We start from the raw sequence: 13467 nt of genomic DNA, 5'->3' as shown, positions 1-13467 counted from the left end.
GCTGTTTCAACCGCCGCATTGTCCTGAGTTAAACCCGATTGAGCAGGTTTGGCAATATCTCAAGCGGCGGTTTCGCTGGCATCTGCCCAAGACTTTAGAGGAGTTGCGACAGTGGATGACTCAGAAACTTCAGGCATTGTCTCCGGAGACGATCGCATCAATCACAGGGCGAGCATCCATTCTAGAGGCACTATCTGTAGCCGGAATTTAGAGATTTGGTATAATCCCTAGATTCCGGGATTTTGCTCCTCGCCTCCAGTTTTGTCAGTTAACCAGCGTCACAGCTTATGGACTTAATGCTAGTAGTCCATAAGCTGTGACAGGTAGGTTGGATGGGGATTACACAAGGCGAACTTCTGTTCCCTATCTTTGCGTTAGCTTCTCAGTCCTTTCGCGAATGCGTTCTTCCTGTTCTCTGAGTTCAGGTGTCAATGCTTCACCAAAGTCATCTGCCTCGAACACTGGACGAATCTCAATCTCGGAGTCTCCCGGCATGGGGTTGGGGCAACGCTTCACCCAATCGATCGCTTCTTCGATCGATTGCACTTGCCACAGCCAATACCCAGCAATCAGTTCTTTGGTTTCCGTAAAAGGACCATCAATAACCGTGCGATTCGTTCCAGAAAATTGAACCCGTGCCCCTTTCGAGCTAGGATGCAGTCCCTCGCCTGCTAGCATAATGCCAGCCTTGACCAATTCTTCGTTATACTTTCCCATTTCGGTTAGCAGTTGTTCACTGGGCATCACACCAGCTTCCGAGTCTTGAGTTGCTTTTACTATTACCATAACCTTCATTGTTGAATCTCCCGTTGTTGATGTTTGATTGTTGTTGAGTGAGATTGTGTAGAGATATTCACTGTTATTCAACAGAGATGCGTTTCAGTTCATCAATTTCGATCTTCTTCATTTGCAGCATTGCTGTCATGACTCTTTGGGATTTTTCTGTATAGGCATCATTAAGCATTTCAACCAAAATACGCGGAACGACTTGCCATGAAACGCCGTATCGATCCTTGAGCCAGCCACATTGCTGTGCTGTTTCATCGCCACCCGCAGATAGCTTCTGCCAGTAGTAGTCCACTTCTTCCTGGGTCTCGCAATGGATTTGGAAGGAAATGGCTTCGTTGAATTTGAAGGTTGGTCCCCCGTTGAGCGCCGTAAATGGTTGCCCATCTAGCTCAAAGGCTACAGTCATGACTGTTCCGGCTGGTTTTTTGTGGATCTCCTGCCCAGCTTCTCCATAGTGAGTAATGGTGACGATTTTGGAATTGCTAAAAATCGCTGTATAAAACTGAGCAGCTTCTTCTGCTTGATTGTCGAACCACAAGCAGGGAGTTATCTTTTGAATGGTTGGCATGGTGTTTCTCTGAATGAGCTAAAATTGCAAGACTAATCCGACGGCAATGCTGATAGCTCCAGAACGGGGCGGATTTCGACGGTGCCGACACGGTCACCAGGGATGCGTCCAGCGATCGCGATCGCTTCATCGAGATCCTTTGCATCGATCAGGAAGTAACCGCCGAGTTGTTCGCGAGTTTCAGCAAATGGACCATCGGTGATCATCCGTTTGCCGTCCCGAACCCGAACGCTTGTTGCGGTTGAAACAGGGTGCAACGGTGACGCACCCAAATATTGTCCCTTTGCTTGGAGTTCTTGCGTCAGTTGAATCGACTCAGCATAGCAGTGCTCCCGTTCACTCTCGCTCCATGCAGTTTCGTCACTGTAAATCAACAACATGTATTTCATGGGTTTGAACCTGATCGTTGAACTAGGATTTGCGCCAGTAGTGACCCGTCATAAACTGATGCCAGTTGCCGTCTTCTCCTAAAATTTGGGAGGTCAAAATCCGGTGGTCGTTGCTAACAAACGTAATAATATCTTGGTATTTTGCTAACGCGGTTTCAGTGCAACTGGGTCCTTCGGTATCTAGTGTGAGCACGGTTTCGGTTTCGTTCAGGGAACCGTTGTAAAGCCAAAGATGGGACATCATCGAACAAACAAAGGTTCCGATGTAGCGATCGCTTTGCGGGTCATACCCCAGGGTTACGATTGTGCTTCCCATTTCTCCATTTGGTGTTTCGCCTTGACCTTCAGCGATAATCCAGAGTCCACCTAGCGATTTCACAATTTCAGTTCCCTTAAATTTTGAGGGTGGTTGAGCGGGTTCCATTTGGCATTCTGATTCGTAATTCCATTCCCCAATGAGTTTGTCTAACCATTGGTGTTGCTTTTGTAATGTTGCTTGCATTGTTTTTCTCCGTAGTTAATGAGTCAAGTAGCGAACTCAAACTTTGTCACTGACGCATTGATTTTCATCCACCGGGCGAATTTCAAAGGAGCCAAAACGGGCACCCGGATGCTTTGACATCAACTGGATCGCGTGGTTCAGATCTCTGGCTTCCAGCACCAAAAATCCGCCGAGTTGTTCTTTGGTTTCTGCGTAGGGTCCATCGGTAACAGCAACCTGACCGTTGTGGTATTGCAGGGTTGCCGCATTGCGAACACTTTGTAGGGCTTCTCCACCCATGAAGTGTCCACCCTGACGCAATTCGTCATCGTAGGCACAACATTTTTCCATCAGAGTAGTACGATCGCGCTCTGGCATCTCGTGCCACTTGCGTTCTTCCATATAGCCAAGGCAAATAAATTTCATCCGCTCCTCCAAACTAGAGAATGGGTGCTTTCATTGATTAGTCGTTCGGGATTCCCACAAATCGACATCCCGTTAAAAATTTTTTTCACCTAATTCGCGCAGGCGTTTTTCCAAGAATCGGCGTTCGGGTTCCTGTCGCACTAAGGCAAGGGCGCGGTGATAGGATTCCTTGGCATCGGCAAGCTTACCCAAGCGTCGGCACAAATCCGCCCGTGCCGCATGAGCGAGGTGATAGTCGGACAATTCACCTTGCTCTAAAATGCCATCAACCAGTTGCAGTCCTGCCCCTGCACCCTCTTGCATTGCGACGGCAACAGCTCGGTTCAATCGCACGATCGGGGAAGGTACCACCTGCGCGAGAAGGTTATACAATGCCACGATTTGTCCCCAGTCGGTTGCCTCTGCACTGGGTGCTTCAGCATGGACAGCAGCGATCGCGGCTTGCAGCGTATACACCCCAATCTGTGGAGCAGCTAACGCCTGTTCCACCCATCGCTGACCTTCTGCAATTTGCTCTCGGTTCCAAAGAGAACGATCTTGATCCTCTAACAAAATTAAATCTCCTTCTGGGGAGGAGCGGGCAGTCCGGCGTGACTCCTGAAATAGCATGAGTGCGAGAAGTCCCATGCCTTCTGCATCGGGCAGGAGTTCAACCAGGAGACGCCCTAAGCGAATCGCTTCGGTTGACAAATCCGGTCGCGTCACAAACTCACCGGATGAAGCGGAATACCCTTCATTGAAGACGAGATAGATGACTGATAATACCGCATCGAACCGTTCGGGAAGATCTGCGATCGCAGGTACGACGTAAGGAATGCGAGCATCTCGAATTTTTGCTTTGCCCCGCACAATCCGTTGGGCAATGGTGGAGGGTGTGGACAAAAAGGCACTGGCAATTTCTTCCGTTTTCAGACCACAGATCTCCCGCAGGGTCAGGGCAACTTGGGTATTGAGCGAAAGGGCGGGATGGCAGCACGTAAAAATCAGCCGCAACCGATCGTCTTCAACCTCATTGTCTTCTAACACGAGGGAATTTTCTGCATGTTCAAGTCGTGCTCCCAGTTCTCCCAGCGACGCATCAAAGCGAACTCGACGACGCAGGGTATCGATCGCTTTAAATCGTCCGGTCGAAACTAACCAGGATCTGGGATTGTGTGGCACCCCGTCCCGTGTCCATTGTTCTATTGCTGCTGCAAATGCTTCGTGCAGCGCCTCTTCTGCAAGGTCGAAGTCCCCCAACAGTCGGATCAGAGTTGCGAAAACCCGACGGGACTCAGTGCGATAGAAATGGTCTACCGTCTGGCGAGCTTGTTCGATCGAATGTTCATCCATCACTTAGACCTCAACGCCTTATAGATCGGGATAGGGACTAACAGTGAATTTGATCACCTTGGATGTTTAGGAAATGCCCCATGAACGGGAACACAGCCGAAATCGTTTGTTCCATAAAGCCTCTCTTGCACTGCATGATCAGGATGAGAGATCGCAACTATCAAGCCTGTTTATAGTACAAGAGTTTTACTCACATTACAACTATGCCAAAGGAATGTTCTTTGTTGATTGATTTGTTTGGGTGAGAGATGTGTTCGTATGACTAAAGGTAATTGCTCAACCAGGTTTATCTAATTTTGATGCTATTTCCCGTATCCTTACCTCACTGCAGACCGATTGGCTACTAGGTTGAGTAATTACAGATATTGATTGGAGGTAAGGCTATGATTTCCTCAGTAATGGCACATCTGAAAACAAAGGAGACACGCAACGATGCCCAAGCTCGGAAAGAGTGGAAGTTTCGGCTCACGCGACGGCTGTATGAGCAGGGTTATGAGCGACAACATATATTGAACTTATTCTGTTTTTTGGATTGGATGCTGGAATTACCTGAGGCACTGAAGCAAGCATTTCAGGCTGAACCTGCCCAATACGAACAGGAGAGACAGATGCCGTACATCACCTCAATTGCACAAATGGCGAAGGAGCAAGAGCAGAAAGAGATTGCACTTCCGCTGCTTCAACAAGGACTGCCAATTGAAGTGATTGCTCAAGCAACACAATTGTCGATCGCAGAAATCCAATCACTTCAATCTCAGCATCAAGAATAGTACCTGTTCTGCTCCTTAAACTGAACATTGAAAAAATTCTCAATCCCGAAGCTGCTGGTTTTGCATAGCAGAAGCACTCCAAATTTTGAAAATCTGGAGTGCTTAAAATTCGGGCGAGTTTACTTAACCGTTGACAACATTGCCGCCGTTTGGATGCAAGATTTGCCCACTCATGTAGCTCGAATCACTGGATGCTAAGAAAACATAGCTTGGTGCAACTTCATCAGGTTGTCCAACTCGCTGCATCGGAACTTGCTTACCGAATGATTCTACTTTCTCTTCAGGAAATGTAGACGGAATCAAGGGAGTCCAGATAGGACCTGGCGCAACCCCATTCACTCGAATTCTTTTTTCAATCAAAGATTGGGAGAGCGATCGCGTAAATGCAACAATCGCACCCTTCGTCGAAGAGTAATCGAGTAACTGTGGACTACCTTGGTAAGCAGTTACAGAAGTTGTATTGATGATCGAACTTCCCTCTTTGAGATGCGGCAATGCTGCCTTCGTCAAGAAGAACATACTAAAAATGTTCGTGCGGAAAGTTCGCTCTAACTGTTCTGAAGTAATATTCTCGATCGATTCTTGAGGATGCTGCTCAGCGGCATTATTGACCAAAATATCGAGATGACCGAATTCATCGATCGTCTTTTTGACAATCGATTGGCAGAGCGATTCATCCCCAATATCGCCCGGAAGGGCAAGACATCTGCGCCCTTCTTGTTCGACAAGTCGAGCCGTTTCTTTTGCGTCGTCATGTTCATTCAAATACGCGATCGCAACGTCTGCACCTTCTTTCGCAAACAAGATCGCCACCGCACGACCAATTCCGCTATCTCCTCCAGTTATGAGTGCAACTTTACCGGAAAGTTTCCCTGCTGCTTGATATCTTTCTCCATAGCTTTGTGGTGCAGGAGTCATTTGTGACTCATGTCCGGGCTGCTGGTCTTGCTGCTGTGGAGGCTGCGACTTCTGCTTTTCTGGCGATGCTTGTACCATTGACTTGCTCCTGTTGTTTTCGATGTTCTGTAGAGGATTGGGCGAAATGGATGTGAAACAAAATTAATTCGCCCAAAACCGGGACTCTACCGCCAAACTCGATTGCCATCTTCATCTAGTCTTGCTAAGCGGATCATGTCGGAAATTTCTTCTGCATCTTTGACATGGTGTAACGCTTTCTTTTCGCCATCCGGAGTCTCAAACACAAAATAGGTTGGGACTGTAATGTGATCACCAGTGATGTCAGGGGCATCGACTGCAACTTGCTGTGCTTTTTCTTCGAGAGATTTTGACGGATCAATGCGATCGCCCGGATTCGATGCTAAATATTCCTTAGCAAGCTCTTTTTGCTGTTCTAATTTTTGCTGGGGATCAACTTCTGCTGAGGTCATCGGTTGATTGATTCCAGATTGAGTTTCTGCTGCTGAATCTTTATTCATAATAAAAAATTGAATTCTTCTTAGTACCAACATAAAAAAAAGAGGCAGTTTATACCTCTTTCAAACGGTGAGTTATCGTATCTTTCAAAGGTGAGATAGATACTAAGGACGGCGATTTGGGCCAACTCCAATTACTGCAACTTTATGTCGGTAAATTAGCTCTGCTCCATACCATCCAGTAATTCCTAAAATTGCAGACACAAATAGCGAAATAATCATTCCAGTCGGCAAAATTGCACCCGTTTCGTTGCCCCATCTCAACCATAAATTGATCGCAGATAAAGTTAAAGCTGCAATATTTCCTACCATATGCGCCCAGCCTGCACTGTGCTCCCGAACGCGCCCAATTCTGAGAAAATCGCTCATTCCAGTTGCTGCTGCAACGAGACCTGTGACCAGTCCTCCAACCAGTAGCCAAAATGAAGCTCTTGCCCAGAATGGATCGCTAGTAAACCAATACGCTGCATCTGTTACCAATGTACCTGTGAGAAATGCGATCGGAAAAGTCACAATCAGTGGATGCAGCGGATGCTTAGCAATATGAACGGTGCTAGGCACACCACTATCGCGCAATTCTGCTTCATCTGATTCGATCAATAAAGGAATATCCGGTGTCGTTTTCGTCATAGTGTTCTCCTAATTAACTTGGAAATTGATGAACAATTGCTTCAGATTCCAGAATCATTCTTCCGGTCTGAACGTCTAACCGCTTTAACTGCAAAGACATTCCCTCAAGCTCAAAATTTCTTAGATTCAATAGCTCTTTGGATTGATTGAGTAACGCTTCAGTTAGCTCTGGAGAAAGTTCTTGATTATCAGTCGGTTCAACATTTTCAAGCACGACTTGCTGTCCAGATTCGCTAATCTTTGGAACTGCTGTAAATGCAACGTGTTTTCTTTCTTGGCTGGCTTGCAAAAGTACATCAGTTGCTAAAGAAACTTTTCCTTCTCCAGGTAATCCAAATTCAATTTTCTGCATGTCTACGGTGGCAGGTTCACCATTCACATGCACATCTAGGTTCTGCATTTTTTCTCGGACGAAATCGGAGTTAAATGCACGATTGATATCTGCTTCAGTTAAAGTCACGATCGCTTCTGCTTCAGTCGGATGAGCAAGCTCAATCTTTCCAAATGCCACGCTCAAAGGATTAATTGCAACCGCTCCCGTATTGAGTTCCATTTTCTCAATCCGCAAGTCTTGCTTCATCACCATGCCTTCGCCTTCGATCGCAACTGAATCGACTGCGCCTGTCATGATTTTGAGCGGATCAGTTTCAATTTCAACGTCTAAGGTTTCCACCTCATCCAGTTGGCTTTTAATTCCTAGCTCTGTAACTTTACTGACTGCCTGTTCACCTAAATCGGGCATGTCCCTCTCCTGTGCCATCATTCAGCGCTACTCTAGAACATCTCATCTCGGCTCTAAATCTGCACACTGATAGAGCTAGACCTATGCCTAGAGGGAGGCAACGTGAGTCGGCAGTTCCACTGTAAACATTGAGCCAAGCCCAACCTGACTTTGAACGGAGATCGTTCCTCCCATCAGTTGCGTGAGAGATTTTGTAATCGCTAACCCCAAGCCTGTGCCATTCTGTAGTCGAGTGGAAGATTGATCTACTTGTCGAAATTCCTGAAAAATCGCGTCTAATTGACTATCATCAATGCCAATTCCCGTATCTTGAACCACGATCGCAATTCGCCCAGTTTTCCTGACTTCCACTCTTACAAAAACTGAACCTGAATGAGTAAATTTGATCGCGTTTGAGAGCAGATTGACGATAATTTGCTTCAGCCGAATGCGATCGTTCGTCACGAGAATGGGGTGACTTTCAAACTGGGTATCCAGTTCTAAACTCTTTTGCTCAGAGAGCGATCGCATTTCTTGAACGGTCGCTTGAATTAGCTCAATGAGATCAAACGTTTCTAGCCTCAGCTCAAAGCGATTCGCTCGTAGATTAGAGAAATCTAAAATATCTTCGATTAAGCTCAATAAGTGCTGTCCGTTTTGAAAAATTCGTTCTACTAATCGAAGTTGATGCGGTGGAACTTGTCGATGAAACTGTCTTAAAAGCAAATTTGAAAATCCAATAATTGCAGTTAAAGGAGTTCGCAATTCATGCGACATGGTTGAAATAAAATGCTCTTTTAAGCGAACCGATTCAGTTAATTCTAAGTTTTGCTTTTGAATCGCTCTGAGTTGAGACTCAATTTCTTTTCGAGTCGAAATATCGCGCAAAATCCATCTTAAAGCCACTGTATCCCTACGGCTGGTTTTGACAGCGACGATCGTTAATGCCGCTTCAAATCTCTGTCTATCTTGAGTGACAAAAACCATCTCCCATTCTCGAACTTGATCAACCGATTGCAGTTGAACTAAGAGTGATCGAAAAACATCTCGCTGCTCCTCCGCAACAAACTTCATGAGAAATTTGCCAATCATATACTTTCTTTCTATGTTAAATAGCTCTGCAGCGGCACGATTTGCTTCTTGAATCTCGCCATGCTTATTGGTAATTAAATATCCATCTGGAGCAAATTCAAACAATTCTTGATAGCGTTGTCTTTCAATGTCAAGCGCGTGTCGAGTTTCAAAAAGCTGCTGATTTTGTCTGCACACTTCTTGCTCAAGGACTTTTAATTCTGATAATGCTTCTGAAAGTGCTTTGAGATAATCTGAAAATGTATCAGAAGAATCAGATTGATTGACCGCTTCATGGATTTGATTAAATCGCTCATCGATCGTATCTAATTGATCAGCAATTTTTTGACGATCGCGAAAATTGTCTGATTCATGGCTCATAATGTCCGATCGCACTGAAAATACGAAGTGAATAAAGATATAAAATTTCTGTGACTATTGTTGCAAATTTTTAAGATAGACAACTCTATCAAGAGGGCAGGATTCTGAGAAAGTACGCTAGATTGTTCACAAGCCAACCCAATCTTTCTTCTCTATGCCGATTCGAGATCATCGCTGGTTCGTCCCAACGTTGCCTGTAGAGCCAGAAATTTTTCAGATATATCGAACGACGCATCAGTTTTATCACGAAGTTCAATCGCGAGACGAACACGATCGCTATTGTGAATGGTACGCAACCGTTTCAATGCAACATCGCCGCGAACTGGAAACAATGCGCGGCGATGTCAATATATTTAGATGGTTTCGACGCAGATCCAGTTAGCTAGATCGCCTCAAGTTCAAATTCTTGCAGGTGAGCACGAAACTTGCCAGCAAACTTGACGAGATAAGGAAAATTTGCGCTCACCGGACGACCCTGCCATTCTTTGACGATCGCTATAATTTCACCTTCTTGACCTTTGATATCAAATGCCTCGTTGCGGTGTTCTGGATGGTGATACACCACCACTGATTCTTTAACTCGAACGCGATCGCCAATATTCATAACCTTGAGTGTCCCTCTTTCCGCAAGATTCACCACAGTCGCTTGCCCTGTATGAACGATAGATAACCTTTTTATCTTTGCATAATGCGTGTCAATCGCTCTATCGCTTCAGCAAATCGTTAGGCACGAATTGACGCAATGATTCGACTTTCGACTTGATCTGCTGCTCCATCCCTTTAATTTGCTGCTCCATTCCCACCGGATCTCGATAATACCAAGCTCCCAGTGCAGTACCACCGCCCAACAGCAGAACCAGCAAAGTTTTGAGCCAAATCCGGCTCTTGCGTTTCCGTGGGACAACTTCAGTCGGCGGGATCACGACTGGAGCGGGTAAATCCTGATCGTCTTCCCCAGTCACGAAGGACATCGGCAATCGCAATTCCGGCAGCGAGGATGAAACTTGACAGTGCGTCAGCACGATCGAAGCATTGTCATGCCCATTGCGCTGATTGGCAAAGTCGAGCCAAGATTTCACCGCCGACTCTAGCGAAAATTTATCCTGCAAGATCAGTTCTGCATAATCTGCCCAAGATTGCTCGACAAAGCCGTTATCGCTCATGCCGTCTGAACACAGCACTAATAATCCGTCTTCTTCGATGATGAAGCGTCTGACACTCGGATGGAGATGATGCCCTTCACGAGTTCCCATCGCTTGCGTCAATGCGCCCGAATCAGGGCGTTTCAGCGCTTCTCGATACAGCGATCGACCCATTCGCACTTCTCGCACCGCAACATCATCATCGACGGTCAATTGGTGACAATATTCTGGCGTAATCCAATAGGCGCGACTGTCACCGACATTGACGATATACAGTTCGTGACCGTTATTAGAAACAGACCCACTCGTGAGCGTAACGCATTGGGGAATCTGCAACGCCATCACTAAGGTCGTGCCCATGCGTCGCCGCGCCATGCGATTCTGAGCATCATTTTTAGCGGCGATGAGATTATTCACGACTCGCACGATCGCGGCGAGTTGATCACAAATCAAATCCGGCGGCAAAAGTTCGGGTTGATGCGCGATTTCCGACAATAACGCTTTGACTTGCAGTTGAATCGATTGCACAGCGAGTTGACTTGCCACTTCTCCGCCATCGTGTCCGCCAATTCCATCACAGACGATCGTTAATCGCGCCGATAATTCATCAAACGATTGCGTCTTCGTGTGTAACGGGTAACAGGTATCTTCGTTATGCGATCGCCGTTTTCCAACTTCAGTTGCCCCGATGACTTGCGATCGCAACGGCAACGCCGCCGCCTGTTCGAGCAATAACGCATTCAACTGCGTTGAAATATCGCGATAGCTGACATTTGCTGCCTGCATCAACGTACACAGCGCTTGTAGCTTATCGGCAATAATCGGCTTGGCATCCGGCAATAGCACGAGCCAACTCTGCGCCAAATTTGCGAGCGTCGGTCGATTAAAGGATTCGCTCGTCTGTCCTTCGTCAAAAATCAACTCTTGTAATCGAATCCGCCAGCCTTCAATCCGCACCTGCTCCGGCGATAACAAGCTCGATGCCACGCCTAATTCAGACAGAGGAGTCCACAATTCCAGCATTTGCCAGAGCCAATAGACCTGCCGAGTCGCAGTGCCTTGATGCCACACTTGCGCGATCGACGGCTGCAATTCCCCGTTCTCAGTGAGCGGCACGTTTTCCAACAGTAGAATCTCGTCGCCGCCCTCTCGGCAAACTCCATACACTTCTGGCACATGCAGCCGATACGGATACAACAGCATATAAGTCTGTGCGATTTCCGAGACGGCAAGCGGCACTTGAGGATCGACTTCGGGTTGGGTATCTAGCCAGATTTGGGCTGCCTTCACCTGATAACGAGCCGCGATTGTTGTGCCAGGCTTCTGATTTTGGGCGGTCGCTCCTACTGCCCAGAGATAGTGAAACCCTTGCGCTTGAGACCGATCGATCGCCAGCGCCGACGTATAGTTGGGAAGATTAGACGTGGAATTCATAAGGGAGAAGCTAGGATGAAGAAGCGAATCGCAGTGCATCTTAGCGCCGACTGAGTGGAAAAGCTACAGTCATTGCCGGAATGTTGCATTTGCGGTTTGAAGTCTGTATTAAAGCATGACTTCTCATCGGGGGAACGCTACATTTTAATTCCTCAAACTGGAAACTCAATGTCTCTATGAATCCTACTGTTCTATGGCTATTGCTTGGGGCGGGATTGTGTCTAGTCGAATTCATTCTGCCAACCGCATTTGTCGCCTTTGTCACGGGGATTAGTGCGTTTTGTGTTGCAATGGTGGCGCACTGGTTGCCTGTGAATCTCCAAGCCATTGTTTGGGTGATCTTGTCGATCGCGATGGTGCTGTTTTCCCGTCGGTTCGTCAATCGCCGTGCCAATTTAAAGCTCGATGCCAGTGAAGCTGAAACCCTCACTGAAATCCGGTCGGGACAACTGGGGCGAGTTTGCTATGAAGGCAACTCTTGGGCGGCGCGCTGTGAAAGTTCTCATCTCGATATTCCCGCAGGTGTCCGCGTTTATGTCGTCGGACGCAAGGGAACAACTTTAATTGTCATGCCCGAAGATATTTAAGGAGAAAAATTTATGTGGGGTTGGTTGATTGCGTTAGTCGTGGGCGGCGGTGCAGTTTCAAGCGTCAAAATTATTCAGCAAGGAAATGAAGCCCTGATTGAACGTTTAGGAAGCTACGATCGTAAACTTTCGCCAGGGTTAAATTTTGTCTTGCCGGGACTCGATCGCGTGGCATTCCAAGAAACGATTCGAGAGAAAGTGCTCGACATTCCACCGCAAGGCTGTATTACGCGGGATAACGTTTCGATCACGGTGGATGCTGTCGTCTATTGGCGCATCGTCGATATGGAGAAAGCCTATTACAAAGTGCAAAATCTACAATCGGCAATGGTGAATCTCGTGTTGACCCAGATTCGAGCCGAGATGGGGCAGTTGGAATTAGATGAGACGTTCACGGCGCGATCGCAAATCAACGAAATCTTACTTCGAGAACTCGACACGGCTACTGATCCTTGGGGAGTCAAAGTTACGCGGGTTGAGTTGCGAGATATTGTGCCGTCGAAAGCCGTCCAAGAATCAATGGAATTGCAAATGTCGGCAGAACGTCGCAAGCGGGCAGCAATTCTGACTTCTGAGGGTGAGCGAGAAGCTGCGGTCAACTCAGCTCGGGGTAAAGCAGAAGCGCAAGTTCTCGATGCAGAAGCGCGTCAGAAAGCAGTGATTTTGGCTGCTGAAGCTGAGCAGAAAAGTATTGTTCTGAAAGCTCAAGCAGAACGTCAGCAAGCCGTGTTGAAAGCTCAAGCAACTGCTGAAGCAATTCAGATTGTGACTCAAGCCCTGAAAGATGATGTACGTGCGGCTGAAGCAGGTAAAGTCCTCTTGGCACTCGGCTATCTGGATATGGGCAAAACTGTGGGTCAGAGCGGAAGCAGCAAGGTAATGTTTATGGATCCTCGCAGCATTCCAGCAACCTTACAGGGAATGCTGTCGATCGTGGATGAGAACGGCAAAGCTTAGCTTCTCGAACTATCAAAAGTTGGAGTTCTCTAAAAACTCCAACTTTTGTCGGGTAGATTGTGCGGAAAGTCATTTTCTATTTTCCGCCAAAAGTTGGTTGCAACAGTGTTCAATCCGGGGAAACGCCAGAGTTTATACCAAATCTCTAAATTCCGGCTACAGATAGTGCCTCTAGAATGGATGCTCGCCCTGTGATTGATGCGATCGTCTCCGGAGACAATGCCTGAAGTTTCTGAGTCATCCACTGTCGCAACTCCTCTAAAGTCTTGGGCAGATGCCAGCGAAACCGCCGCTTGAGATATTGCCAAACCTGCTCAATCGGGTTTAACTCAGGACAATGCGGCGGTTGAAACAGC

General features: G+C 47.0%; 19 protein-coding genes. 5 read left to right on the top strand and 14 right to left on the bottom strand.

Annotated elements, in window-relative coordinates; genetic code table 11:
- Positions 1-211 (top strand): transposase (locus J0L70_RS31570; protein ID WP_287456937.1); only part of this gene is annotated, 211 nt, incomplete at its 5' end.
- A gap of 152 nt (positions 212-363) precedes the next feature.
- Here the strand turns inward: J0L70_RS31570 and J0L70_RS31565 are convergent.
- From J0L70_RS31565 to J0L70_RS31540, 6 genes are all read right to left on the bottom strand, one after another.
- Positions 364-795: a YciI family protein gene (locus J0L70_RS31565; protein WP_026149008.1), complete on the bottom strand. Its 432-nt coding sequence runs from the start codon at positions 793-795 to the stop codon at positions 364-366.
- Between the two features lie 64 nt (positions 796-859).
- Positions 860-1357, bottom strand: coding sequence for a VOC family protein (locus tag J0L70_RS31560; RefSeq protein ID WP_017291116.1), 498 nt, complete (start codon positions 1355-1357; stop codon positions 860-862).
- A gap of 32 nt (positions 1358-1389) precedes the next feature.
- Positions 1390-1746: a YciI family protein gene (locus tag J0L70_RS31555; protein ID WP_287457285.1), complete on the bottom strand. Its 357-nt coding sequence runs from the start codon at positions 1744-1746 to the stop codon at positions 1390-1392.
- A gap of 22 nt (positions 1747-1768) precedes the next feature.
- On the bottom strand, positions 1769-2248 hold the full coding sequence (locus J0L70_RS31550; RefSeq protein WP_287457284.1) for a DUF1579 domain-containing protein: 480 nt from the start codon (positions 2246-2248) through the stop codon (positions 1769-1771).
- Between the two features lie 36 nt (positions 2249-2284).
- Positions 2285-2653 (bottom strand): YciI family protein, encoded by a 369-nt coding sequence (locus J0L70_RS31545; protein ID WP_287457283.1) that lies wholly within the window; start codon positions 2651-2653, stop codon positions 2285-2287.
- Between the two features lie 72 nt (positions 2654-2725).
- A complete protein-coding gene (locus J0L70_RS31540) occupies positions 2726-3985 on the bottom strand; it encodes an RNA polymerase sigma factor (protein WP_287457282.1) in 1260 nt (419 codons plus the stop codon).
- Between the two features lie 383 nt (positions 3986-4368).
- Here J0L70_RS31540 and J0L70_RS31535 point away from each other — a divergent pair, with 383 nt between their 5' ends.
- On the top strand, positions 4369-4755 hold the full coding sequence (locus J0L70_RS31535) for an Rpn/YhgA-type helix-turn-helix domain-containing protein (RefSeq protein WP_287457281.1): 387 nt from the start codon (positions 4369-4371) through the stop codon (positions 4753-4755).
- Positions 4756-4878: 123 nt separating this feature from the next.
- Here the strand turns inward: J0L70_RS31535 and J0L70_RS31530 are convergent, their stop codons facing one another.
- From J0L70_RS31530 to J0L70_RS31510, 5 genes are all read right to left on the bottom strand, one after another.
- Positions 4879-5751, bottom strand: coding sequence for an SDR family oxidoreductase (locus J0L70_RS31530; RefSeq protein ID WP_268179585.1), 873 nt, complete (start codon positions 5749-5751; stop codon positions 4879-4881).
- Positions 5752-5837: 86 nt separating this feature from the next.
- Entirely contained in the window at positions 5838-6191 is a 354-nt protein-coding gene (locus J0L70_RS31525) for a hypothetical protein (protein WP_287457280.1), read from the bottom strand.
- A 102-nt stretch (positions 6192-6293) separates the two neighbouring features.
- The gene (locus J0L70_RS31520) at positions 6294-6818 is read right to left on the bottom strand and encodes a DUF2231 domain-containing protein (protein ID WP_017291129.1); all 525 of its coding nucleotides are present in this window, start codon (positions 6816-6818) and stop codon (positions 6294-6296) included.
- Positions 6819-6831: 13 nt separating this feature from the next.
- Positions 6832-7560, bottom strand: a complete 729-nt coding sequence (locus J0L70_RS31515) for an LmeA family phospholipid-binding protein (protein ID WP_287457279.1) — start codon at positions 7558-7560, stop codon at positions 6832-6834.
- A gap of 87 nt (positions 7561-7647) precedes the next feature.
- On the bottom strand, positions 7648-9006 hold the full coding sequence (locus J0L70_RS31510) for a sensor histidine kinase (protein WP_287457278.1): 1359 nt from the start codon (positions 9004-9006) through the stop codon (positions 7648-7650).
- Between the two features lie 139 nt (positions 9007-9145).
- On the opposite strand from J0L70_RS31510, the gene J0L70_RS31505 reads away from it, so the two are divergent.
- Positions 9146-9373, top strand: coding sequence for a hypothetical protein (locus tag J0L70_RS31505; protein ID WP_287457277.1), 228 nt, complete (start codon positions 9146-9148; stop codon positions 9371-9373).
- On the opposite strand, the gene J0L70_RS31500 is transcribed toward J0L70_RS31505, so the two are convergent.
- The gene (locus J0L70_RS31500; protein ID WP_317135202.1) at positions 9374-9631 is read right to left on the bottom strand and encodes a ferredoxin-thioredoxin reductase variable chain; all 258 of its coding nucleotides are present in this window, start codon (positions 9629-9631) and stop codon (positions 9374-9376) included.
- A gap of 64 nt (positions 9632-9695) precedes the next feature.
- Positions 9696-11567 carry a PP2C family protein-serine/threonine phosphatase gene (locus J0L70_RS31495; protein ID WP_287457276.1) on the bottom strand — a complete coding sequence of 624 codons (1872 nt, stop codon included), beginning with the start codon at positions 11565-11567 and terminating at the stop codon, positions 9696-9698.
- A gap of 176 nt (positions 11568-11743) precedes the next feature.
- Here J0L70_RS31495 and J0L70_RS31490 point away from each other — a divergent pair, with 176 nt between their 5' ends.
- Positions 11744-12154, top strand: a complete 411-nt coding sequence (locus J0L70_RS31490; RefSeq protein ID WP_017291135.1) for an NfeD family protein — start codon at positions 11744-11746, stop codon at positions 12152-12154.
- Between the two features lie 12 nt (positions 12155-12166).
- Positions 12167-13111 carry an SPFH domain-containing protein gene (locus J0L70_RS31485; protein WP_017291136.1) on the top strand — a complete coding sequence of 315 codons (945 nt, stop codon included), beginning with the start codon at positions 12167-12169 and terminating at the stop codon, positions 13109-13111.
- A 145-nt stretch (positions 13112-13256) separates the two neighbouring features.
- On the opposite strand, the gene J0L70_RS31480 is transcribed toward J0L70_RS31485, so the two are convergent.
- Positions 13257-13467 (bottom strand): transposase (locus tag J0L70_RS31480; RefSeq protein WP_287456937.1); only part of this gene is annotated, 211 nt, incomplete at its 5' end.

It is taken from the genome of Leptolyngbya sp. UWPOB_LEPTO1, from assembly GCF_017302695.1.
In the GTDB taxonomy this organism is placed as follows: domain Bacteria; phylum Cyanobacteriota; class Cyanobacteriia; order Leptolyngbyales; family Leptolyngbyaceae; genus Leptolyngbya; species Leptolyngbya boryana.
This window is presented reverse-complemented; position numbering and strand designations above follow the sequence as displayed.

What these genes read in the sequence shown, in the direction of transcription:
- J0L70_RS31565 (WP_026149008.1), bottom strand. Translation starts at nt 795, where the DNA reads ATGAAGGTTATGGTAATAGTAAAAGCAACTCAAGACTCGGAAGCTGGT.
- J0L70_RS31560 (WP_017291116.1), bottom strand. Translation starts at nt 1,357, where the DNA reads ATGCCAACCATTCAAAAGATAACTCCCTGCTTGTGGTTCGACAATCAA.
- J0L70_RS31555 (WP_287457285.1), bottom strand. Translation starts at nt 1,746, where the DNA reads ATGAAATACATGTTGTTGATTTACAGTGACGAAACTGCATGGAGCGAG.
- J0L70_RS31550 (WP_287457284.1), bottom strand. Translation starts at nt 2,248, where the DNA reads ATGCAAGCAACATTACAAAAGCAACACCAATGGTTAGACAAACTCATT.
- J0L70_RS31545 (WP_287457283.1), bottom strand. Translation starts at nt 2,653, where the DNA reads ATGAAATTTATTTGCCTTGGCTATATGGAAGAACGCAAGTGGCACGAG.
- J0L70_RS31540 (WP_287457282.1), bottom strand. Translation starts at nt 3,985, where the DNA reads ATGGATGAACATTCGATCGAACAAGCTCGCCAGACGGTAGACCATTTC.
- J0L70_RS31535 (WP_287457281.1), top strand. Translation starts at nt 4,369, where the DNA reads ATGATTTCCTCAGTAATGGCACATCTGAAAACAAAGGAGACACGCAAC.
- J0L70_RS31530 (WP_268179585.1), bottom strand. Translation starts at nt 5,751, where the DNA reads ATGGTACAAGCATCGCCAGAAAAGCAGAAGTCGCAGCCTCCACAGCAG.
- J0L70_RS31525 (WP_287457280.1), bottom strand. Translation starts at nt 6,191, where the DNA reads ATGAATAAAGATTCAGCAGCAGAAACTCAATCTGGAATCAATCAACCG.
- J0L70_RS31520 (WP_017291129.1), bottom strand. Translation starts at nt 6,818, where the DNA reads ATGACGAAAACGACACCGGATATTCCTTTATTGATCGAATCAGATGAA.
- J0L70_RS31515 (WP_287457279.1), bottom strand. Translation starts at nt 7,560, where the DNA reads ATGCCCGATTTAGGTGAACAGGCAGTCAGTAAAGTTACAGAGCTAGGA.
- J0L70_RS31505 (WP_287457277.1), top strand. Translation starts at nt 9,146, where the DNA reads ATGCCGATTCGAGATCATCGCTGGTTCGTCCCAACGTTGCCTGTAGAG.
- J0L70_RS31495 (WP_287457276.1), bottom strand. Translation starts at nt 11,567, where the DNA reads ATGAATTCCACGTCTAATCTTCCCAACTATACGTCGGCGCTGGCGATC.
- J0L70_RS31490 (WP_017291135.1), top strand. Translation starts at nt 11,744, where the DNA reads ATGAATCCTACTGTTCTATGGCTATTGCTTGGGGCGGGATTGTGTCTA.
- J0L70_RS31485 (WP_017291136.1), top strand. Translation starts at nt 12,167, where the DNA reads ATGTGGGGTTGGTTGATTGCGTTAGTCGTGGGCGGCGGTGCAGTTTCA.